This is a genomic window from Duganella zoogloeoides, assembly GCF_034479515.1.
Taxonomy (GTDB): domain Bacteria; phylum Pseudomonadota; class Gammaproteobacteria; order Burkholderiales; family Burkholderiaceae_D; genus Rugamonas; species Rugamonas zoogloeoides.
In genome coordinates, this window is sequence record NZ_CP140152.1 from 4628560 (window position 1) to 4649309 (window position 20750).

Sequence of the window (20750 nt, forward strand, 5' to 3'; positions counted from 1 at the left end):
CAATAATCTATGGACTGGCGGGGCGTCTGAAAGGCAGTGGCAATGGGGCGATTACTCGCGCAACGGCAGTGGTTCTCACCGTCGAAGCCGGTGTGGTGGGCGGGCATCCTGCTCTCGCTGGGCGTGGGTGCGCTATTCTACGTGGCAGCCGACCGCGCGGTCGAATACGACGGCAACGCCCGCTTTATGCACCAGGCGCGCAATGCCCAATATCACATCAGCTCGTACATCGATTCCTACACCAATGTCCTGCGCGCCACCGCCAGTTTTTTTGATGCCAGCGACAACGTCACGCCCGCCGATTTCCACCGCTTCGTGAGCGGACTGCGGCTGCCATCGCACTACCCTGCCCTTGACGGCATCAACTACTCCCCCTACCTCACCGACGATGCCCGCGACGCCTTCGAGCGCGCCGCACGCCACAGCGGCGATGGCACGGCCAACGGCTACCCCGATTTCGACATCCGCCCACGCGAACGCCGGCCCGATTACTCGGTCATCACGATGATCGAGCCAATTGCCACGTTCCGCGACCGGGTGGGCCTGAACATCGCCGCCCGTCCCGCCGTGGCCGAGTCGCTGGCGCGCGCGCGCGATACGGGCGAAGTGAGCACGTCGGGCCAGTTGATTGAAATGAACAGCCTGGGCAAGGGCGGCGGCGGCATGGCAATCCGGCTGGCCTTGTACCGGCGCGGCATGCCACGCGCGACGGTCGAACAGCGCCGCGCCAATTTTATCGGCTCGGTGGGCATCGGCTTCAGCGTGCCGCGCCTGGTCCAACTGGCGATGGAACAGATGCAGGTGCGCGACGTACGGCTGCGCCTGTACGACGGCGGCAGCGCCAGCGCCCCGGTGCCGCGCGCGACCCTGCTGTTCGACAGCCAGCCGCACGGCAAGGATGAGCGCACCGCGCAACTGTACTCGGTGGTGCTGCCGCTCGACTTCCACGGCCGCCAGTGGCAAACCCTGTTCAGCGCACCCAAGCGCGCATGGTCGAGCCGCTTCGACCTGTTCCTGCCGTGGCTGGCATTGGGCACCGGTTTTATCGGCACCCTGATGTTTTACCTGCTGTTCCACACGCTGTCCTCGTCGCGCCTGCGCGCCATCAAGATGGCCAAGGAAATGACCAGGGAATTGCGAGACAGCCAGGCCAGGCTGCAGCAGTCGCACCACAAGCTGCGTCGCCTGGCCGCCCATGCCGACCAGATCAAGGAACAGGAACGCAAGCGCATCGCGCGCGAAATCCACGACGACCTGGGACAAAACCTGCTGGTGCTGCGCATCGAGGCCGACCTGCTGGCCACCCGCACCCGCCATCGCCACCCGCGCCTGCACGCGCGCGCCATGGGCACGCTGCACCAGATCGACAGCACCATCAAGAGCGTGCGCCACATCATCAACGACTTGCGGCCTACCGTGCTGGACCTGGGACTGAACGCGGCGGTCGAATGGCAAATCGCCCAGTTCCGCACGCGCTCGGGCATGGTCTGCGAGTTCATCGAGCATCAACAGGATATCCGCGTGGACGACCGCTGCGCAACCGCATTTTTCCGCATCCTGCAAGAGTCGCTCAGCAATATCGCCCAGCATGCCCGCGCCAGCGTGGTGCGGGTGGAATTGGCCGAGGTGGACAATATGCTGACCATGACCATTACCGACAACGGCGTGGGGCTGCGCGCCAACAGCCGCAACAAGGTGGGATCGTTCGGCCTGGTCGGCATCGAGGAACGCATCATCCTGCTGGGCGGCACCTGCACCATCGAGGGCGGGGCCAACGGCGGCACCGTGGTATCGATCGCGGTCCCGCTGGGACGCGAGTCGCCTGCAGGCACTCGCGCTACGGAGAAATCTCACCGCGTTAGGAGTTTCCTTACGGCCGTTGATAAAAATCAATAGGCATTGCTTCGGCATGGGCAAAATCGACTTGTTGCCATTTTCCTCAACCCAAGCAAAGGAACGTCATGAATGCCATCGCCGCGCTGGACCTGGAGCCGATCAAAGTCAAACTGATGCATAACAAGTCCGGCGAAGGCTGGACGCTCGAACGCGCCAACGCGGTCGAGCTTGAATATCGCCGGTTTCTGACCCTGATGAAAAAATTCCCCGACGAGCAAACCTCGCCGCTGGTCGATGTCGATACCTTTTGGCATTACCACATTCTCGACACGATGAAATACGCCGCCGATTGCCAGGCCGTGTTCGGCTACTTCCTGCACCACTTCCCGTACATCGGCATGCGCGGTGAAGAAGATGCCGCCACCCTGGAGCGCATCGGCAATCGCATGAAAGAGTTGTACGAGGAGGAATTCGGCATCGCCTATGGCAGTGTCGCCGCCAATCCTGGCACCGCCTATTGCGGCGCCACGACGATACAGGCTGGGCAGTACGCTTATTGCGGCTGGACGCCGGGGGCATATCGCGGCAGCGCGACCGCGTCGCTGGCCTCGCCGCTGTACACCGAAAGGCCACGCCTGAGCTGACATCTGCCAAATAAAGTGGCATACTCTGGATTCAATCGATGTTGGGAGCCCACCATGGCCGTCAATTCCGTCGCATCCAGTAACGTTAATATCCAGACCACGCCACCGCCGCGCCAGGCGGAACCGGTCGCGCGCCAGGCTGAGCCTGTGGCCCCGCCACCGCAACAACAGCAGCAACCGCCACCGCAGCCGATGGTCAACACCAGCGGCCAGCGGCTCGGCAGCATGATCAATACAACTGCCTAGCAACTGCCCCGCCAAAACAAAACGGCGCGTCCCCGCAAGGGTGACGCGCCGTTTTATTGAGCGGTGGGCAAATTAATTTGCCATCATCTCGCGCAGTTCGCGAATGCTGAAATCGCTGATTTCATGCATGCGGATCAGGATGGTCGCACCGATCGGCAGCGTATTGTGGCGGATCTTGCTGATCACCGGCGGCGCCACTTCCAGCGCGCGCGACAGGGCTGCATCGTTTTTCAGTTGCAGTTTTTCAATGATCGCATCGAGGACGCGGTTAGGGTTGTAGGTTGGGGAGGAGGTGATTTCTTTAATGGACATGATATTTAGCAGGTTCGGGGTCGCCCGTTGGAAGAAAGCGACACATTGACTAATAAAATTATCGGTGCAGTTAGAGAAACCATGCGCTCACGATAGCCGCCGATCCCGCTACTACACATCTTTGTTATTTAACGGATAAGCGGAAATACACTCTCCGTGACAATGTGTGAGATTCTAACCCGATTTCTTATGCTAGATCAAAAAAGAATTGTAAAAAAAGGTATAGAAGCCTGTAATGTTAACCTGAGGCTGCTTAAATTGCATAAATGCAAGGCGTCTTTACAAAATTTACAAGGTTGCCAACAAAGATGCCACCGTGGCATGCCTTAGCCGCACACCCAACTCCTGCTTGACACGGCCATTGGCCAGCCGGCGCGACTCGGACATGAACGACAGCAGCGCCGGCGTGACCACCTGCTGCAATTGTGCTCGCGGCAACCGTGGCGGCCGCGCCAGGCCCAGCGCATCGGCCACGGCGTCGAAGTAATCGGCCATTTTCATATTGCTGTCATCGACCGCATGGTAGAGCCGATTGGGCTTGCCGTGCCGCAGCGCGCCGACGATGATGGCAGCCAGGTCGTCGGCATGGATGTGGTTGGTATACACGTCGTGCTCGGCGATCAGCGCTGGCGTGCCCTGCTCCAGGCGCTTGCGCGGCAGCCGTTCGGCGCCATAGATGCCGGGCACGCGTAGGATGGACAGCGTCGAATCGCTGCGCACGGCCCAGCGCCGCAACACACCTTCGGCATCCACCCGCCGCGTGGCGCGCGGATTGCGCGGCGCCACCGGCCGGGTCTCGTCGAACAGGGCGCCGCCACAATCGCCATAGACGCCCGTGGTGCTCACATAAACCAGTCGGGCGTGCTCAGGTAAAATGGCGGTGAGATTGCGCGTGCGGCGGTCCAGCGGCCCCTCGCCCTGCGGCGGCGCCAGGTGCACGATGGTCGATGCCAGGCCAGCCAGGCGGCGCAGGCTGGCCGGCTGGTCGAGATCGGCAACCATGGGCACGGCGCCCAGCGCCCGCAGTTCGGCGCAGCGCTCAGGACTGCTGGTGGTGGCAAACACGCGATAGTGGCCGCGCAACAGCGGCAGCAGGCGCTTGCCGACGTCGCCGCAGCCCACGATCAGCAGGCGCGGCAGGTTGAATGTAGAACGATTAGGGTTTTTCATCTGAAGGATTGTATGACGTTTCAAATTACTGTACAGCCTAGCGGCCACCAATTCCACTGCGACGAGGATGAAACCATCCTCGCGGCTGCCATCCGCGCCGGCGTGGGACTGCCCTATGGGTGCAAAAACGGCGCTTGCAGCTCCTGCAAGGGCAAGATAGTCTCGGGCGCCGTCACCCACAAGGCGCACCAGGAACGGGCGCTGAGCCTGGACGAGGAAGCGGCCGGCTTCGCGCTGTTCTGTTGCGCCACCACTGCCGGTGACCTGGTGATCGAGGCCCGCGAAGTGGCCGGCAGCGCCGAATATCCGATCCGCAAGATGCCGTCGCGCGTCTCCACGCTCGAGAAAGTCGCGCCGGACGTGATCGTGATGACATTGCAACTGCCAGCCAACGAAACGCTCAAGTTCCGCGCCGGCCAGTACATCGAATTCCTGCTGCGCGACGGCAAGCGCCGCAGCTACAGCATCGCCACCGCGCCGGGTGTGGACCAGCCGCTCACGCTGCACATCCGCCACCTGCCCGGCGGCCTGTTTACCGACCAGGTATTTACCACCATGAAGGAGCGCGACATCCTGCGCTTCGAGGGCCCGATGGGCACCTTCTTCGTGCGCGACGACAGCGACAAGCCGATGGTGCTGCTGGCGTCCGGCACCGGCTTCGCGCCGATCAAGGCCATCGTCGAACACCTGCGCGCCGAGGGTTCCACCCGCCCCATGACCCTGTACTGGGGCGGCCGCCGGCCGCAAGACCTGTACATGGACGCGCTGTGCCGCCAGTGGGAAGCGATCCTGCCCAACTTCACTTATGTGCCGGTGGTATCGAATGCGCTGCCGGAAGACAGCTGGACCGGACGCACGGGCTTCGTGCACCAGGCCGTAGTAAACGACCTGCCCGACCTGTCGGGCCACCAGGTGTACGCGTGCGGTGCGCCATTGATGGTCGAGGCGGCGCTGCGCGACTTCGTGGCCCGGTGCGGCTTGCCCGAGGACGAGTTCTACGCGGACGCCTTCACCACCGAGGCCGATCTGCACCAACCAGGTTTGATCCAGCAACCGTAATCGCATCCACCAGCAGGGCCCGGGATGCAGAGTCCCGAGGCTCTGCTCCCTGAAAGCCTTCATGTCCGACAGTCCCGCCATTTCCAACGGTTTCAGCGTCCTGCGCCACCGTAACTTTACCTTCTACCTGTTTGCCCGCACGCTCGGCACCCTGGCGGTGCAAATGCAGAACGTTGCCATCGGTTGGCAAGTCTATTCGATGACCGGCAACCTCTTCGACCTGGGCCTGATCGGCCTGGCGCAGTTTGCGCCGTTCCTGCTGCTGATCCTGATCGCCGGCCACGCCGCCGACCGCTACAACCGCCGCAACCTGATCGCCCTCGCGCTGGCTGCGCAACTGCTGTGCGGCCTGTCGCTGCTGGCCTTTACCTATGCGGGCCTGACGCAGGTGTGGCCGGTGTTCGCGGTACTGGTGCTGTTCGGCAGCGCGCGCGCCTTCATGGGGCCGGCCACGCAAGCGATCCTGGTCAACCTGGTGCCGCCCGAGAGTTTCGCCAAGGCGGTGGCGCTCAGTTCTTCCAGCATGCACGTGGCCGTGATCCTCGGCCCCACCCTGGGCGGCCTGTTCTATCTGGCCGGCCCGAAAACCGTTTATATGGTTTCCTCGAGCATGCTGGTGATCTCGGTGATCCTGATGTGCCTGGTCAAGTCGGTCAAGCAGCCGAGCAACCGGGCGCCGGCCACCTGGCACACGGTGCTCGAAGGCTTGCGCTTCGTGCGCTCGCGGCCGGTGGTGCTGGGCGCCATTTCGCTCGACCTGTTCGCGGTGCTGTTCGGCGGCGCCACTGCGCTGCTGCCGGCGCTGGCGCACGACGTGCTGCACGTGGGGCCGCAGGGACTGGGCATGCTGCGTACCGCGCCCGGCATCGGTGCGGCGCTGTGCTCGATCGCGCTGGCCTTCTTCCCGATCACGCGCCGCGTGGGCGCCTGGATGTTCGGCGGCGTGGCCATCTTCGGCGTGGGCACGCTGGTGCTGGGCGCCACATCCACTTTCGTGGTGGCGCTGGTGGCCCTGTTCCTGATGGGCATGGGCGACATGGTGAGCGTGTACGTGCGCCACCTGCTGGTACAGTACGAAACCCCGGACGAAATCCGGGGCCGGGTCAGCGCCGTCAACTCGGTATTCATCGGCGCCTCCAACGAACTCGGTGAATTCGAATCGGGCGTGACCGCGGGCTGGATGGGCCTCACGCGCGCGGTGCTGTTCGGCGGCGCGGCCACCCTGGTGGTGACCGGCCTGTGGGCCTACCTCTTCCCCGTGCTCTCGCGCATGGACCGCTTCCCCCACGACCAGAAGAAGGTAAGCAAATGAAGGTAAACAAATGAAGGTAAACAAATGAGCTGGCGCCCCACGCTGCCGCGCATCATCCACAGCCGGCCGCACCTGAGCCTGGCGGTAGCGGTCGGTGCGCTGGTGTGGCCGTTCCTGCCGGACGACTGGCACTGGCTCACGCGCGTCCTGACGGCATGGGACGTGGCGGTGTGGCTGTACCTGGTGACGATGGTGTCGATGATGCTGCGCGCCGACCATCACGACATCCGCCGCGCCGCCAGCCGCCAGGACGAAAAAGGCCCGGTGATCCTGGCCACGCTGTCGGTGGCGATCCTGATCTCGCTGGCCGCCATCGTGCTGCAACTGGCGTCGCTGAAAAACCATCCCGACGACCTGCCGCTGCAATACACCTTCGTGGCGCTGACCGTGATCGGCTCGTGGCTGATGACGGGCGTGATGTTCTGCTCGCACTATGCCCACCTGTATTACACCAACAAGGAGACCGAGCCGCTGCTGGGCTTCCCGGACCAGCACCTGCAGCCGAACTACTGGGACTTCCTGTACTTCTCGTTCACGATCTCGGTGGCGGTGCAGACGTCGGACGTGACCGTGCGCAGCCGGCGCATGCGCAAGGTGGTGCTGGGCCAGTCGGTGCTGTGCTTCTTCTACAACCTGGCCATCCTCGGTCTGTCGATCAACATCGCAGCGTCGCTGATCAACTGAGCTTATCAACTGCCGCGTATGGTTGTTATCGAAGGTGGGGTATTTAACGCGAACCTAAGCATAAAAGGAGTAATATGATTTTGCAGACAAACAAAAAGACAGGAGCAATCGTATGCAAATCAATGTTAATTCCGATAAGACCGTCGCCGTTCATGCAGGCCTCCACGACCATGTACGCACCGTCGTCAGCGATTCACTCCACCGTTTCGGCGAACAGATCACCAGCGTCGAAGTTCACCTCAGCGACAACCTGGGCCAGAAATCGGCAGACGGCGACAACCGCTGCCTGATGGAAGCGCGCATTACCGGCTACAAGCCGATTGCCGTCAGCGACCACAGCGCCACTCTGCACCAGGCGATCGGCGGCGCCTCCGCCAAGCTCAAGCGCGCCATCGACAGCGCCCTGGGCCGTCTGCAAGACAAGGACAAGCACGCATCGGCCAAGGATGCCGTGCCGGCCGAAGACGACGTCGAAGAAGACATCAAGTAATACCACTGCGCAGGCAGCGGCCCGGCATCACTCCCGGGCCAGTTGCCGCAAGTAGCGCAACCCCGCCAGCGCGCGGCTGCCATACCACGACAACATTTCCCCATCGACCAGCAGCACCGGCTTGCCGATCTGCTGTTCGAGCGCATGCACATGCGCCTCGGTGAACCGGTACGGTTCGCTCGACAACAACACCCCATCGATCCCGTCCACCAGGTCCGCCGACCAGCGGAACTGCGGATAGCGCACGTCGCCCAGGTCCGGCACCTGCCAGCCGATTTCGGCCAGCATGCGGGCGATATAGGTGTCGGGCGAAATCGTCATCCACGGGTCTTGCCAGATCACGTACAACATGGTTTGCGGCGGGCCTTTGGGGCTGGCCTGCAGCGCCGCGTATTCGGCCTCGAAGTCGGCGCACCAGCGCGCGGCCGCTTCCTCGCGGCAGAACACGCCGCCCAGCAGGCGCGCCAGCGCCAGGTTGTCCTGCGGTCCCAGCGGATGCGTGACGATGATGTTGGGGATGAACTCGGCCAGCAGGTCGGCCGTCTCTTCCTCGTTCTCGTCGATATTGACCACCAGGTGGGTGGGTGCGAGCTGGCGGATCTTCTCGATATTGACGTCCTTGGTGCCGCCCACCTTGGGAATGTCGCGCACCAGTTCGGCCGGATGGATGCAGAAGCCGGTGCGCCCCACCAGTTGCGGCGCCAGGCCCAGGTCGCACAGCAACTCGGAAATCGACGGCACCAGCGAGACGATGCGGGCATTCGGATCGGCCTGGTGCTGGGTGCCGATGGCATCGGTGTAAACCATGCAAACTCCTCAATGTTTCAGTGTTGGATAGACTACATCATGCAACAACTACCTGTGTAAAATTTACACCAGTTTCAGGCCCCGGCGTGACCGCCCGCCTGCCTTTGGGCTATCATGAGAAATGCTTGCCAGCACTCATCGCTGCGCCATTGAAAGAACCACCTTGAAACAGATTAGTACCTTCGGCAAGTCTGGCTACCGGCCCGGCAACTTGCAGCTCCTGCGCGACGCCAATGACGATGCTGCCGTCGCCAGGTTGCTGGCCAACTGTCCCGTCATGCGCCTGGAAGCAGGCAAGGCCATCCCCGAATCTAACCAGGCGCAGCTTTACATTGTATTGCGGGGCGTGCTCGCGGTGGAAACCGACAGCAACACCGGCGTGGCCGACGGCAATGGCAGTGTCAGCAAGGTGCTGCCCGGCGAGAGCCTCGGTGAGCAGTCGGTGCTGGACGAGGAGGCCAACCTGTCGCGCATCACGGCGCTCGAAGACAGCGATATCCTGGTGATCGAAGCGGACCTGGTGTGGAAACTGATCGACCAGTCGAACGTGGTGGCGCGTAACCTGCTGCGCCTGCTGTCATTCCGTATCCGCGCCGCCAACGCCCAGCTGCGCACGCGTCAGAAACTGGGCGAGTTCTACCGCCGGTTGTCGATGAACGATGGCCTCACAGGGCTGTACAACCGGGCCTGGCTCAACGACCTGCTCCCGAAGCTGGCGGCGACAGCGCAGAGTTCGGGGGCGCCGCTGGCGCTGATCATGATCGACCTCGACCACTTCAAACGCTTCAACGACACCCACGGCCACCTGGCCGGCGACCAGGCGCTGCGCACCGCCGCGCAAGTATTGAGCGGCGCCCTGCGGCCGACCGATTTCGCCGTGCGCTACGGCGGCGAGGAGATGATGGTGCTGCTGCCCGACACCAACGGCAAGATGGCGGTGGCGGTGGCCGAACGGCTGTGCGAACGCATGCAGCAGGCGGTTGTGTTTGCCGACATGCGCCAGCCGATGCCGCACATCACCGCCTCGTTCGGCGTGGCCACGCTGCGGCCGCAGCAAAGCGAGCAGGACCTGATTGCCAGCGCGGACGCTGCGCTCTACCGTGCCAAGGAACTGGGCCGTAACCAGGTGGTGCAGGAAGCGCTTGCCGATTAAACCTTGGGCGGGTCGATCTGGAAGCCGCTGTCTTTATCGTTGTCGGCGGCCTTGGGCGTAATGGTAATGGCCGCGCTGGCGTTGCCGGTGGCCGTGGCGCTGGCAGCGTTCTCGGCTGGCGGCGGCGCCTTCTGGGCGGCGACAAAGTCGGCAAAACCTTGCTGGATCAAATCGTAGGTCTTGTCGATATTGGACGACAGTTCGCCGCTCAATACCTTGAAGCCGTCGAGGATGCTGCGCGCTTCCTTGAAGCCCTGCTCCACGCCCTTCTTGATGGTATCCATGAAGTTGTTCAGAGAAGTCTCGTCGTCCTGGCCCGGGTTTTGCCGCTTGTACGCTTCGTAAAAACCGGTGGACAGCGATACAATGCGGTTCGCGGTAGCCTCGGGCGAGTTGTCCTGCGACGACGCGTTTTGGATCGCATCTTTGCCGAAGTCGGCTTCGAGCGCCTCGTTGATGCCGGTCAGTGCGGTCTTGAACACCACCGACATCGGATCGTTCCCCGATTTGAGCGACACCGTGAGCGACGCTTCCACGATCGATGCATTAAGCTGTGCTTTTGCCTTGGCCGCTGGCGACATGTCCGCCGCTTTATCAGTGGATGCGGTCGCTGCGGTGGCAGCCGTATTGGCCTTGAGCGCACTGGTGCTGCCGGCGCTGCCGGTGCTGCTGCTGCCTGGAGTAATAGAGACTGGAGTAGCCATGATAGTGCTCCCTGTAGGTGCCTGAGTACCGATTATCGGCAGATTTACCAATAACTGTAGCCCCCCTGAATACGCCTCCATGACCACACAGACTTTCCTTTGGCACGACTATGAAACCTTCGGCGCCATGGCGCGGCGCGATCGCCCGGCGCAATTCGCCGCGATCCGCACCGATGCCGAGCTCAACGAGATTGGCGATCCGATCATGCTGTATTGCCAGCCCGCCAATGATTTCTTGCCTGATCCGCAATCATGCCTGATCACCGGCATCACGCCGCAGCAGTGCCTTGAATGGGGCGTGCCCGAGCACCAGTTCGCCCGCACCATCGAGCAGGCGTTTTCGGAACCCGGCACCATCGGCGTCGGCTACAACACCATTCGCTTCGATGACGAGATCACCCGCTTCATGTTCTGGCGCAACCTGATCGACCCGTATGCGCGCGAATGGCAAAACGGCTGCGGCCGCTGGGACTTGCTTGACGTGGTGCGCATGACCTATGCGCTGCGCCCGGAAGGCATCGAGTGGCCGGTCAAGGAAGACGGCAAACCCAGCTTCAAGCTCGAACACCTGGCCAAGGCCAACGGCCTGCTGCACGAAGCGGCGCACGATGCGCTGTCCGACGTGCGCGCCACCATCGCGCTGGCGCGCCTGATCCGCCAGCACCAGCCCAAGCTGTTCGATTTCTGCTTCGCGCTGCACAAGAAAGACCGCGTGGCCGACGAGATCGGCATGCACCTGGCGCCGCAACTGCGCGCGCCGTTCCTGCACGTGTCCGGCATGTTCCCGGCCGAGCGCGGCTGCCTGGCGCTGGTCTGGCCGCTGGCCACGCACCCGACCAACAAGAACGAAGTGATCGTCTGGGATTGCACCTACGATCCGACCGAATTGTTCACGCTCGACGCCGACACCATCCGCACCCGCATCTTCAGCCGCGCCGACGCCCTGCCCGAAGGCATGACGCGGCTGCCGGTCAAGAGCATCCATTTGAACAAGTCACCGATGCTGGTAGCGAATTTAAAGACCTTGTCGCCGGCCATGGCCGCGCGCTGGGGCATCGATCTCGAGCAGAGCAAGGCCCACGCCGCAATTGCCGCCGCCGGCCGCAACCTTGATGCCGAATGGGCGCAAGTGTTCCACCGCCCGCCGGGCGAACCGCTCGACGTGGACGAAGATTTGTACAACGGTTTTGTCAGCCGCGACGACCGCCGCTTGCTCGATACCCTGCGCAAGGAAAGCCCGGCGCGGCTGGCCGTGGCGTCACCGTCGTTCGGCGACGCGCGCCTGGCCGAACTGGTGTTCCGCTACCGCGCGCGCAACTACCCGGAGACCTTGTCGGAAACCGAAATGGAGCACTGGGAACAGCACCGTGCAGCGAAGTTTTACGAAGGCACAGGCGGCGCCCGCACCATCGACCAGTTCTTCGGCGAGATCGATCACCTGCAGCAAGATGCCGATGAGCGGGCCGAGCAGATCCTGGCGGATTTGTACGAATACGCGGAAATGGTGGCGCCGGCGCATTGAGCACCAGCGTCACCGTTACCGAAAAAATCAGCGATACAGGTTGATGGCGTCGCGCGTCTCCAGCGCCACGCGGCGGGCGGCGCTGGCAAAGTCTTCGCCCGCCTGCGGCGCCGCGTACAGGATCGCCCGCGACGAATTGATCATCATGCCAGCGCCAGCAGCTGTCTTGCCCGACTGCACGGTCGCGGCGATATCGCCGCCTTGGGCGCCGATGCCCGGCACCAGCAGCGGCATGTCGCCCACGATGGCGCGCACCTGCGCCAGCTCTTCCGGATACGTCGCGCCCACCACCAGCGCGCACTGGCCGTTGCTGTTCCACTTTTCCGCCACCAGGCGCGCCACGTGCTGGTACAGCGGCTGGCCGCCAACGTCGAGGAATTGCAGGTCCGAGCCGCCTGCGTTCGAGGTGCGGCACAGGATGATCACGCCCCGGTCGCGCCATTCCATGTACGGCTCGACCGAATCGGAACCCATGTACGGATTGACGGTCACCGCGTCGGCGCCGTAGCGGTCGTAGGCCTCCCGTGCGTACTGGCGCGCGGTGGCGCCGATGTCGCCGCGCTTGGCGTCGAGGATCAGCGGAATGTGCGGATACTGTTCGCGCACGTAAGCGCAGATTTTTTCGAGCTGGTCTTCCGCCGACAGCGCGGCAAAATAGGCGATCTGCGGCTTGAACGAGCACGCCAGCTCGGCGGTGGCGTCGATGATCTCGCGGCAAAAGTGATAGATGCCTTGCGGGTCGTTCTGGAACTGCGCCGGCAGCTTGGCCATGTCAGGATCGAGGCCCACGCACAGCAGCGAGTCGTTGCTGGTCCACGCGGCGGACAGTTTGTTGATGAAATTCACGGCGCATCCTTGTAGTCTGTTGCAAACCCTCTATTGTAACGCGGCCGCAGTTACCTCCTTGAGCTCCGCTGTTAAAATTTGCCCCGTCATCCCCTATTGAAAGCTCTGCCATGAAATTATCCGGAAAAGTCGCCATCGTCACCGGCGCCACCCAGGGCATCGGCCTGGCCTGCGCCCAGCGCCTGGTCGCCGAAGGCGCCAAGGTCATGCTGGTGGACATCAAGCCCGACGGCGAGCAAGCCGCTGCCGCGCTCGGCGCCGCCGCCCGCTTCTTCGCTGCCGACGTCAGCCAGAAGGTGGACGTGGACGCCATGGTGGCCGACACCCTGGCCGCGTTCGGCCGCATCGACATCCTGATCAACAATGCCGGCGTGACGCACGCGGCCGACTTCCTCGACGTCACCGAGGACGACTTCGACCGCGTGCTGCGCATCAACCTGAAATCGATGTTCCTGTGCGGCCAGGCCGTGGCCCGCGAGATGGTCAAACAGCAAAGCGGCGTCATCATCAATATGTCGAGCGTGAACGCCGAGCTGGCGATTCCGAACCAGGTGCCGTACGTGGTGTCGAAAGGCGCGATCAACCAGCTGACCAAGGTGATGTCGCTCAACCTGATTCCGTACGGCATCCGCGTCAACGCCATTGGCCCCGGCACTATCCTGACCGAGCTGGCCAAGCAGGCAGTCATGTCCAGCCCGGAAGCACGCCACACGATTTTGTCGCGCACGCCGATGGGCCGCTGCGGCGAGCCGGAAGAAGTCGCATCGATCGCAGCGTTCCTGGCCAGCGACGATGCCAGCTACATGACGGGGCAAACCCTGTACGTTGACGGCGGCCGGATGGCCCTCAATTACACGGTGCCGGTGAAATAAATCCGACATAAAAAGAAGTTATGCGAAAACCTGATGTCTGGTATCTAAAACATCAATTAGACACATATCTAGCGGAAGCCCATAATTGCACCTGTCTCCACTATTCTCCTCCAAGAAAATAGTTTTAAGCCCGCTTTCACCAGCGGGCTTTTTTTTTGCACGCGATTTACCTTTCTTGTGGATTGTCATAACCGCGTCATATTGACGGCCTATACTCGATTCATCTTGAGTACATGCAACCGATAGGCATGACTGAAGAAAGGTGCACCGGCAGCCCCGGTGCACCACTCCCCAATTCCTGCTGTGCGTGGTAAGGTTTGCTTTATGATCAAGCAAATTTTTCTTTCTTCCTCGCACGCACGCCTGCGTTACTGGACTGCCATCCTCCTCTTCCTGATGATACTGGTGCTGGGTTCCCTGCCCGGCGCCCGGCAGGAAATCGGCCAGGTGGCCTCCGGTGTCCTGCTGCACTCTATCGCCTACGCCGGACTGACTTTCCTGTTGTTTACCGGTAGCACTGGTACGCTGGTGCAGCGCGCCGTCAAGTCCGTGTTGACGATTGCCGCCATGGGCGCCCTGGACGAATACGTGCAGAGTTTCTTCCCGTATCGCCACGGTGCCGTCTCCGACTGGCTGGTCGATTGCAGCGCTGCCGTGCTGGCCACCCTGGTCATGTGCGTCTTGTGGTCCCGGTATCGCATCCAGTCGTCAGACTGACCTCACTGCCGGGGCCGGGGCCGCTGGCCCGCGCCACGTCGTGCCGCATTTGAGCAAGCTGCTCGACCTGGGCCACGCGTACCAGGCTGTGCAATGCGTGCGTCATCAAGTGCTTGCAACGGGGATCTTGCTGCTCCCCGCAGGTTGAAACTATTAACTCTTCGATAATGGTATCTGTCACGCGTGTCAACATATCGATGTCCTTTAAAAGTGATACCGGACAATTATTGCCTGTGGGTAGCATGTTTCAATTGATGTACATCAAGCGACGAAGCGTGGGTGTGAACGAAATATGGAAGTTCGACTCTGACCTGTTTTGATTATTTCAATGGAGGCAGATATGAACCGTGCAACATTCGGCAAACAGGGCAAATGGGCAGCAATGCTGGGGGTGCTGGTCATCGTGGGGCTGGCGGGGTGCGCTTCGGATTCAATGGACAGCAACAGCGGCTATACCTCGAGCGGCGGCAGTGGTTCGGGAACCGCTGCCACGGGCACCGGACCCGGCGGCGGTGGCGGTGTGCCGGCGGCAGGCACTGCAGGGGCCGGTACTAGCAGCTCGGGCATGAACAGCACGGCGCAGGGGGCAGGCAGCATGGGTAGCACCTCGGCACAGGCATCCTATGGCGTGGTGCAAGCAATCGATCCAATGTCGCGCGATATGAACAACACCTCCGGCATTGGCGTAAGCGGTGCGGCGGCAGCTGGCGGCACCATGAGCGCCAGCGCCGAACCACCTTATCGCATCACCGTGCGCATGGACGACGGCACCAGCCAGAGCATCGTGGTCGATACCATGCCACCATACAAGATCGGCGACCGGGTGCGCTACATGAGCGGCGTACTGAGCGCTTACTAACGCGGCAAGCGCCTAATAAAGCTGCTCGACCTGGTAGCCGCGACGCTTGAGCAATTGCGGCAGGCCGTCATCACCGATCAGGTGCAGCAAGCCCACGCCCACGAACGCTACCTGGTCCTGCTGCATGATGCGCTCGATATTGGCCGCCATTTCCGGATTGCGCCTGCCCAATAAAACGCGCTGCATGAACTCGGCGCCTATCGAATTGCCGCTGGTGGCCGTGCGCCAGGCGGCCTGGATGCCCGGAATGTCGGCAGCGTTCCACGCCTCGATCAGCGCCAGCGATTTTTTCATGGCCGTACCGCTTTCCAGGTCGGCCAGGCTTTCGACCAGGTACTGCTCCTGCTGGCGCGCGTCCAGCGTGTCGAACAAGCCCAGCTGGTACTCGGCGCTTTCCAGCTGGCGCACGGCCTTGTCCTGCTCCTGGGCGGCTGCCAGCAGTGCGTATTCCACCGCCTGGGCGCGCTTGAAGCCGCGCGCATCGAGTTCCACGCCCACCAGCAGGTTGGCGATCAGCCACGGCTTGAATTGCTGCACCGATTGCAAGGACATGCCGGCCCTGGCCAGCGCTGGCGCCAGTTTCTGCAAGGTGTCCGGCTGCAAGTGGTTTTGCACCTTGTCGCCAGCCGGGTAGCGGCCGTGCAGCGCCATGGCTTTCTGGAACGAGGCGTTTTCACGGATATCGAGCTCGATCACCAGCGCCCGGGAATGTTGCAGCGCGCGCGACGCTTCCGCATCGAGCGGATAAAAGCCGTCCTTGCCCACGTGGATGGTGCCAAACAAATAGCTGGTCTTGCCATCCAAAGTGACTTTGTATAGCTGACCGCGACGCGGCACACTCGCTTCGCTGAGGCCAGCAGCCTGCGCCGCCTGCCCCAACAGAGAAGCAACAAATGCAAACAAGACAATCATTTTGACAGGCATGCGAATTCCCGACGATGACAGCGGATGCCATCGAAATAACATTAATTGGTGGAGTTTGGAGGATTGCGGCGGCCTGCCGTCCTGTTTCCCATAGTAAATCAGGAAAACGCCGCGGAAAAACTATTTGTGACTTTAAGCGAGCTAAGCGTCTGATTTAATACACTTTAATAACAGGGAGACAAGAGTATCGTCACTTTACGCTGCTGCAATAACCACACCGAGTGCGGGGGCTAAGTTGAAACTGTCGGTTACGGCCCGATATGCCTTTCATGATCCCATTTTCCATCCTCGACCTCTCGCCGATCGCCGAAGGCAGCAACGCTTCCGCATCGTTCCGCAATACCCTCGATCTCGCCCAGCACGGCGAGCGGTGGGGGTTCCAGCGCTACTGGCTGGCCGAACACCACGGCATGCCCGGCATCGCCAGCGCTGCCACGGCCGTCTTGCTGGCCCACGTGGCGGGCGGCACGTCCACCATCCGGGTGGGCGCCGGCGGCATCATGCTGCCCAACCATTCGCCGCTGGTCATCGCCGAACAGTTCGGCACGCTTGAAGCGCTGTACCCTGGCCGGATCGACCTGGGCCTGGGCCGTGCGCCCGGCTCCGACCAGGTCACGGCACGCGCCCTGCGCCGCAACCTCGAATCCGATTCGGATGCGTTCCCGCAAGACGTGCTGGAATTGCAGGATTACATGAGCGACACGCCGCGCCAGCGCGTGCTGGCCGTGCCCGGCAAGGGCGCCAAGGTGCCGATGTGGATACTCGGATCGAGCACCTTCGGCGCGCAACTGGCCGCCCACCTGGGCTTGCCGTTTGCGTTCGCGTCGCACTTCGCGCCATCGATGATGCAGCAAGCCATTGCTCTCTACCGTAGCAACTTCCAGCCATCGGCGCAGCTCGACAAGCCTTACGTGATGCTGGGCTTTAACGTGTTTGCAGCCGATACCGACGAGGAAGCGCACTTCCGCGCGACGTCGATGCAGCAGGCATTCGTCAACCTGCGCACCGGCAACCCCGGCAAGCTGCAACCACCCCGGGCTGGCTACCTGGAATCGCTGGGCGTATCCGAGCGCACCATGCTCGACTCGGTGCTGTCGTGCACGGCCATTGGCGCGCCGGACACTGTACGCCAGCGGCTGCAGGAATTCATCGCGCGCACCGGCGCCGACGAATTGATGATCACCTCGCAGATCTTCGACCACCAGCACCGGCTGCGGTCGTATGAAATCACGGCGGAAGTCCGCCAGTCGATACAGCGTTCAGAAGCCGGATTCTCTTAACGGCCTGCCCGCCAGCACCAAACACCGGCTCACTGTAGAATTGCCGCCTTTTCAAAAGAGGAGCAATCCCCCGTGAGCCAGTCCCACGCCCAGCAAGAGCTTACTCCCGGCATGGTCTGGTTGTTTGCCGTTGCGACCGGCTTAATCGTCGCCAACCTGTATTACGCCCAAACCCTCATCGGCCCCATCAGCCGCGCCACCGGCCTTGATCCCGGCGCTGCCGGCCTGATCGTCACCCTCACCCAGCTCGGCTATTGCCTCGGCCTGCTGTTCATCGTTCCTCTCGGCGACCTGGTGGAAAACCGCCGCCTGATTTTCATCTCGCTGGTGGTCTGCGCGCTGGCCCTGGTGGCTGCCGCGGTGGCCGCCAATCCGCTGGTGTTCCTGGCCGCCGCGCTGTGCATCGGCCTCGGTTCCGTTGCCGCGCAAATCATCGTGCCGTTTGCCGCCCACCTGGCGCGCCCCGAGGAACGGGGCCAGACCGTGGGCAAGGTCGTCAGTGGCCTCCTGATGGGCATTATGCTGGCGCGCCCGGTCGCCAGCCTGGTGGCCGACGCCTTGAATTGGCACGCGATCTTCGTGCTGTCGGCGGTCGTCACCATCGCCCTCGCCTTTTTGCTGCGCGCGCGTCTGCCGCAACGCCAGCCCGAAGGTGGCATGCATTATTTCCAGCTGCTGGGATCGATGTGGCACTTGCTCAAGACCACGCCGGTGCTGCGCCGCCGCGCCGCCTACCAGGCCTGCATGTTCGGCGCCTTCAGCCTGTTCTGGACTTGCGTGTCGCTGGAATTGACGGGGCCGAATTTCGGCATCAGCCAGACCGGCGTGGCGATCTTCGCGCTGGCCGGCGTGGCGGGCGCCATCGCCTCGCCGATTGCCGGCCGCCGCGCCGACCAGGGCAAGAGCCGCTCGACCACGCTGATCGCCCTGCTGCTGGGCGCGCTCGCCTTTACGGCGCCGCTGCTGGTCGATGCCGGCCGCCTCGCCAACCTGGCAATCCTCGTGTGCTGTTCGATCGTGCTCGATGCCGGCGTCTCGGCCAGCCTGGTCACCGGCCAGCGCGCGATCTTCTCGCTGCCAGCCGATGTGCGCAGCCGCCTGAACGGCCTGTACATGGCGCTGTTCTTCATGGGTGGCGCTATCGGCTCGTCGCTGGGCGGCTGGATGTTCGCCCACCACGGCTGGCACGGCGTGCTGCTGACCGGACTGGTGTTCCCGCTGGTCGGGCTGGCGGTATTCACCACCGAGCCGCGCAAGTAGCCAAGACCGTCGCCCGCGGCCTGCTGTCGTGGCAGCGTGCGCCGGCCCTGCCGCCGAGGCGCGCAAGCAGCGCCTCATTCCCTGCCGGGACAGGTTCTTGCTACGGCTTGAGGTTGATATATACGGGCGCATCGCGGTCGGTGGTCAACCAGCCATCGACCAGCTTCAATTCCGTCACCTGCATCGAACTGCGCTTGTTGTCCGGCACGCCCGGATGGACGAAATAGAACAGGTAGGCGCGGTCGTCGCTGATCACCACTTCCGGGTGATGGCCGCCGTTCTGGTCGTCGGCGCCCTTGCCCGGCTTGTCGAGCAAGCTGTGCGGCTGGCGGCTCCAGGTTTTCGCGTCGTCCGAGCGGTAGGCGCCCAGTCCTTCGTTGCCGAGCAAGTCGGTCAGCAGCCAGTACTTCCCTTTCCACAAGAACGGCAGCGGCGCCTCGCCCCGGTCGCGCGGCAGTTGCGCCGTGCCCTTGTCGGTCCAGCCATATAAATCCTTGCTGTCGGCGTAGTAAATCGACTTGCCGGTAGGCTCGTTGTTGTACCACATGCGCCAGGTGCCATCTTTCAGCCGCAGCACGCCGGCATCGATCACGCGGTCGCTCGAGAGCTTGAGCGTGCTTTCATATTTCCATTGCTTGAGATTGGCGCTGGTGAGGTGGACGATGGCGCGCGGATGCTTCCAGTCCTCGAACACACCGGGCACCACGGTCAGGTACATATGGTAGGTGTTCTCGTGCTTGAGCACGGCCGGCGCCCAGTAGGTGGCCGTGCCGCCAGTATTCGGAATCTCTTTCGGGAAATCGACGGTGCCGCGATAGGTCCAGGCGCGGCCGTCGAGCGACTCGGCCACGCCGATCGGCGTGCCATGCACCCAGCTCACGCTGGACAACCCCGGCACATTGGCGCGGCGGTTGGTATAAAACATTTTCCACTTTTTCTCGGCGTCGTCGTAGATGATGGACGGATCGGCCGCACCGTCAAACACGGGGTCGCGGAACAACGGTTTTGGCGCAGGAATCTGCATGCTGCCATCGGCGCCATAAGCGAGTTCCGTCATCAGGATCGAGCGCCGGTGATCACCGCCACCGGGCAGTACCTTGTCGTGGTAGAACAGCAGCGACTTGCCATCGCGCTCGAGTATCGCGTGATGGTTGGTGGAGATTTGCAGGAAATCGATCAGCACGCCGCGATACGTAAACGGCCCCAGCGGCGAAGCGCCGGTGGCATAGACGATTTGCCCGGGCCAGCCGGTCGAAAACGAGAAATAATACGTGCCGTTGTGCTGGTGCAGGAACGGCGCTTCGCCATAGCCGGTCTTGGCCGGGAAGTTGTTGACCGCGACGTTCTTGATGCCGCCCACGGTGGCCTTGAGGTCGGCCGACAATTGCACCACTTTCGGCACGCGGGTGCCGAAGTACAGGAACACGCGGCCATCGTTGTCGCGGAACACGGCCGGATCGATCGGCTCGTCGCCGGCGTTGGTATCGCGCGGCGTTTCCACCAGTGGTTTGCCGATCAGATCGGCGAACGGGCCGAGCGGGTTGTCGGCCACGGCGATGCCGATCTGCTTGCCGCCGACGGGCGCGAAGAAGTAATACTTGCCCTGGTGTTCGAACGCTTCCGGCGCCCAGGCCTTGGCGTCGGCGCTGGCCCATTTGAAGATATTGGCCGGCAAAATGGGGCCGTGATCTTTCCAGTTGGCGAGGTTGCTGGACGTGAGCACGCGCCACGACGTGGAATCCCAGTATTTGCCCGAGTTGTTCTGGTCGTCGGTGGCGTATACGACGTATTGGCCGGCGAAGTAATGGGGCGACGGGTCGGCGCTGAAGTTATTGGTCAACAGCGTCTGGGCGCTGGCAGGCGCTGCCACAGCAGCAGCCAGGGACAGCGCCAGGCCGGCGAATACGGCGTTCATAGGATCTCCATTGTGGTGTTATGGAGGCTATGGTAGGACTGACAGTTGGTACGGTGCTATGAATTTATTGGCGGCAGCTATATCAAAAAAGCACAAAAAAGCGCCCGGGGATGCCGGGCGCTCGGTTGTCATTCAGGT

Annotated in this window: 21 protein-coding genes; 14 read left to right on the plus strand and 7 right to left on the minus strand. The window is 62.6% G+C overall.

All coding sequences use genetic code 11. From position 1 onward, the window contains the following. Positions 1–42 precede the first annotated feature (42 nt). From SR858_RS20490 to SR858_RS20500, 3 genes are all read left to right on the plus strand, one after another. Positions 43–1896 carry a CHASE domain-containing protein gene (locus SR858_RS20490; RefSeq protein WP_154819924.1) on the plus strand — a complete coding sequence of 618 codons (1854 nt, stop codon included), beginning with the start codon at positions 43–45 and terminating at the stop codon, positions 1894–1896. A gap of 65 nt (positions 1897–1961) precedes the next feature. After that, a complete protein-coding gene (locus SR858_RS20495) occupies positions 1962–2480 on the plus strand; it encodes a glycine-rich domain-containing protein (protein WP_019921688.1) in 519 nt (172 codons plus the stop codon). 54 nt (positions 2481–2534) lie between these two features. Further along, on the plus strand, positions 2535–2726 hold the full coding sequence (locus tag SR858_RS20500) for a hypothetical protein (protein WP_019921687.1): 192 nt from the start codon (positions 2535–2537) through the stop codon (positions 2724–2726). A gap of 72 nt (positions 2727–2798) precedes the next feature. On the opposite strand, the gene SR858_RS20505 is transcribed toward SR858_RS20500, so the two are convergent. Continuing rightward, entirely contained in the window at positions 2799–3038 is a 240-nt protein-coding gene (locus SR858_RS20505; RefSeq protein WP_019921686.1) for a hypothetical protein, read from the minus strand. A gap of 288 nt (positions 3039–3326) precedes the next feature. Further along, entirely contained in the window at positions 3327–4208 is an 882-nt protein-coding gene (locus SR858_RS20510) for an SDR family oxidoreductase (protein ID WP_019921685.1), read from the minus strand. Between the two features lie 12 nt (positions 4209–4220). Between SR858_RS20510 and SR858_RS20515 the strand changes: the two genes are divergently transcribed. The 4 genes from SR858_RS20515 (at position 4221) to SR858_RS20530 (ending at position 7753) form a co-directional block, all read left to right on the plus strand. After that, on the plus strand, positions 4221–5267 hold the full coding sequence (locus SR858_RS20515; RefSeq protein WP_019921684.1) for a CDP-6-deoxy-delta-3,4-glucoseen reductase: 1047 nt from the start codon (positions 4221–4223) through the stop codon (positions 5265–5267). A gap of 61 nt (positions 5268–5328) precedes the next feature. Further along, complete coding sequence (locus SR858_RS20520) at positions 5329–6579, plus strand: MFS transporter (protein ID WP_019921683.1); 1251 nt, start codon at positions 5329–5331, stop codon at positions 6577–6579. A 24-nt stretch (positions 6580–6603) separates the two neighbouring features. Next, positions 6604–7263 (plus strand): DUF1345 domain-containing protein, encoded by a 660-nt coding sequence (locus SR858_RS20525; RefSeq protein ID WP_019921682.1) that lies wholly within the window; start codon positions 6604–6606, stop codon positions 7261–7263. Between the two features lie 112 nt (positions 7264–7375). Then, positions 7376–7753, plus strand: a complete 378-nt coding sequence (locus tag SR858_RS20530; protein ID WP_019921681.1) for an HPF/RaiA family ribosome-associated protein — start codon at positions 7376–7378, stop codon at positions 7751–7753. Positions 7754–7780: 27 nt separating this feature from the next. On the opposite strand, the gene SR858_RS20535 is transcribed toward SR858_RS20530, so the two are convergent. Then, positions 7781–8560 (minus strand): helical backbone metal receptor, encoded by a 780-nt coding sequence (locus SR858_RS20535; protein WP_019921680.1) that lies wholly within the window; start codon positions 8558–8560, stop codon positions 7781–7783. A gap of 163 nt (positions 8561–8723) precedes the next feature. Between SR858_RS20535 and SR858_RS20540 the strand changes: the two genes are divergently transcribed. Further along, positions 8724–9713, plus strand: coding sequence for a GGDEF domain-containing protein (locus SR858_RS20540; protein WP_019921679.1), 990 nt, complete (start codon positions 8724–8726; stop codon positions 9711–9713). Here the strand turns inward: SR858_RS20540 and SR858_RS20545 are convergent. After that, complete coding sequence (locus SR858_RS20545; RefSeq protein ID WP_019921678.1) at positions 9710–10417, minus strand: DUF5610 domain-containing protein; 708 nt, start codon at positions 10415–10417, stop codon at positions 9710–9712. The genes SR858_RS20540 and SR858_RS20545 overlap by 4 nt on opposite strands. 79 nt (positions 10418–10496) lie before the next feature. Here SR858_RS20545 and sbcB point away from each other — a divergent pair, with 79 nt between their 5' ends. After that, the gene (gene sbcB, locus SR858_RS20550; protein WP_019921677.1) at positions 10497–11939 is read left to right on the plus strand and encodes an exodeoxyribonuclease I; all 1443 of its coding nucleotides are present in this window, start codon (positions 10497–10499) and stop codon (positions 11937–11939) included. A 27-nt stretch (positions 11940–11966) separates the two neighbouring features. Here the strand turns inward: sbcB and pyrF are convergent, their stop codons facing one another. Next, a complete protein-coding gene (pyrF, locus tag SR858_RS20555; protein WP_019921676.1) occupies positions 11967–12785 on the minus strand; it encodes an orotidine-5'-phosphate decarboxylase in 819 nt (272 codons plus the stop codon). A 110-nt stretch (positions 12786–12895) separates the two neighbouring features. Between pyrF and SR858_RS20560 the strand changes: the two genes are divergently transcribed. From SR858_RS20560 to SR858_RS20570, 3 genes are all read left to right on the plus strand, one after another. After that, a complete protein-coding gene (locus tag SR858_RS20560) occupies positions 12896–13657 on the plus strand; it encodes an SDR family NAD(P)-dependent oxidoreductase (RefSeq protein WP_019921675.1) in 762 nt (253 codons plus the stop codon). A 324-nt stretch (positions 13658–13981) separates the two neighbouring features. Then, positions 13982–14374: a VanZ family protein gene (locus SR858_RS20565; protein WP_019921674.1), complete on the plus strand. Its 393-nt coding sequence runs from the start codon at positions 13982–13984 to the stop codon at positions 14372–14374. 340 nt (positions 14375–14714) lie between these two features. After that, positions 14715–15233 (plus strand): hypothetical protein, encoded by a 519-nt coding sequence (locus SR858_RS20570; RefSeq protein ID WP_019921672.1) that lies wholly within the window; start codon positions 14715–14717, stop codon positions 15231–15233. A 12-nt stretch (positions 15234–15245) separates the two neighbouring features. Here SR858_RS20570 and SR858_RS20575 read toward each other — a convergent pair whose 3' ends face one another. Next, positions 15246–16157 carry a TraB/GumN family protein gene (locus tag SR858_RS20575; RefSeq protein WP_026637255.1) on the minus strand — a complete coding sequence of 304 codons (912 nt, stop codon included), beginning with the start codon at positions 16155–16157 and terminating at the stop codon, positions 15246–15248. Positions 16158–16426: 269 nt separating this feature from the next. Between SR858_RS20575 and SR858_RS20580 the strand changes: the two genes are divergently transcribed. Together SR858_RS20580 and SR858_RS20585 are read left to right on the plus strand one after the other, a co-directional pair. Further along, positions 16427–17437 carry an LLM class flavin-dependent oxidoreductase gene (locus tag SR858_RS20580; protein WP_040377775.1) on the plus strand — a complete coding sequence of 337 codons (1011 nt, stop codon included), beginning with the start codon at positions 16427–16429 and terminating at the stop codon, positions 17435–17437. Positions 17438–17548: 111 nt separating this feature from the next. After that, positions 17549–18697 (plus strand): MFS transporter, encoded by a 1149-nt coding sequence (locus SR858_RS20585; RefSeq protein WP_019921669.1) that lies wholly within the window; start codon positions 17549–17551, stop codon positions 18695–18697. A 100-nt stretch (positions 18698–18797) separates the two neighbouring features. Here the strand turns inward: SR858_RS20585 and SR858_RS20590 are convergent, their stop codons facing one another. Beyond that, a complete protein-coding gene (locus tag SR858_RS20590) occupies positions 18798–20612 on the minus strand; it encodes a family 43 glycosylhydrolase (RefSeq protein ID WP_019921668.1) in 1815 nt (604 codons plus the stop codon). Positions 20613–20750: the final 138 nt, after the last annotated feature.

Bases quoted from the DNA above. Each gene is read 5' to 3' on its own strand.
- SR858_RS20590 (WP_019921668.1), bottom strand. From the start codon at position 20,612: ATGAACGCCGTATTCGCCGGCCTGGCGCTGTCCCTGGCTGCTGCTGTG.
- SR858_RS20500 (WP_019921687.1), top strand. From the start codon at position 2,535: ATGGCCGTCAATTCCGTCGCATCCAGTAACGTTAATATCCAGACCACG.
- SR858_RS20495 (WP_019921688.1), top strand. From the start codon at position 1,962: ATGAATGCCATCGCCGCGCTGGACCTGGAGCCGATCAAAGTCAAACTG.
- SR858_RS20575 (WP_026637255.1), bottom strand. From the start codon at position 16,157: ATGCCTGTCAAAATGATTGTCTTGTTTGCATTTGTTGCTTCTCTGTTG.
- SR858_RS20570 (WP_019921672.1), top strand. From the start codon at position 14,715: ATGAACCGTGCAACATTCGGCAAACAGGGCAAATGGGCAGCAATGCTG.
- SR858_RS20515 (WP_019921684.1), top strand. From the start codon at position 4,221: ATGACGTTTCAAATTACTGTACAGCCTAGCGGCCACCAATTCCACTGC.
- SR858_RS20580 (WP_040377775.1), top strand. From the start codon at position 16,427: ATGATCCCATTTTCCATCCTCGACCTCTCGCCGATCGCCGAAGGCAGC.
- SR858_RS20505 (WP_019921686.1), bottom strand. From the start codon at position 3,038: ATGTCCATTAAAGAAATCACCTCCTCCCCAACCTACAACCCTAACCGC.
- SR858_RS20560 (WP_019921675.1), top strand. From the start codon at position 12,896: ATGAAATTATCCGGAAAAGTCGCCATCGTCACCGGCGCCACCCAGGGC.
- sbcB (WP_019921677.1), top strand. From the start codon at position 10,497: ATGACCACACAGACTTTCCTTTGGCACGACTATGAAACCTTCGGCGCC.
- SR858_RS20520 (WP_019921683.1), top strand. From the start codon at position 5,329: ATGTCCGACAGTCCCGCCATTTCCAACGGTTTCAGCGTCCTGCGCCAC.
- SR858_RS20535 (WP_019921680.1), bottom strand. From the start codon at position 8,560: ATGGTTTACACCGATGCCATCGGCACCCAGCACCAGGCCGATCCGAAT.
- SR858_RS20530 (WP_019921681.1), top strand. From the start codon at position 7,376: ATGCAAATCAATGTTAATTCCGATAAGACCGTCGCCGTTCATGCAGGC.
- SR858_RS20565 (WP_019921674.1), top strand. From the start codon at position 13,982: ATGATCAAGCAAATTTTTCTTTCTTCCTCGCACGCACGCCTGCGTTAC.
- SR858_RS20525 (WP_019921682.1), top strand. From the start codon at position 6,604: ATGAGCTGGCGCCCCACGCTGCCGCGCATCATCCACAGCCGGCCGCAC.
- SR858_RS20510 (WP_019921685.1), bottom strand. From the start codon at position 4,208: ATGAAAAACCCTAATCGTTCTACATTCAACCTGCCGCGCCTGCTGATC.
- SR858_RS20545 (WP_019921678.1), bottom strand. From the start codon at position 10,417: ATGGCTACTCCAGTCTCTATTACTCCAGGCAGCAGCAGCACCGGCAGC.
- SR858_RS20585 (WP_019921669.1), top strand. From the start codon at position 17,549: ATGGTCTGGTTGTTTGCCGTTGCGACCGGCTTAATCGTCGCCAACCTG.
- SR858_RS20490 (WP_154819924.1), top strand. From the start codon at position 43: ATGGGGCGATTACTCGCGCAACGGCAGTGGTTCTCACCGTCGAAGCCG.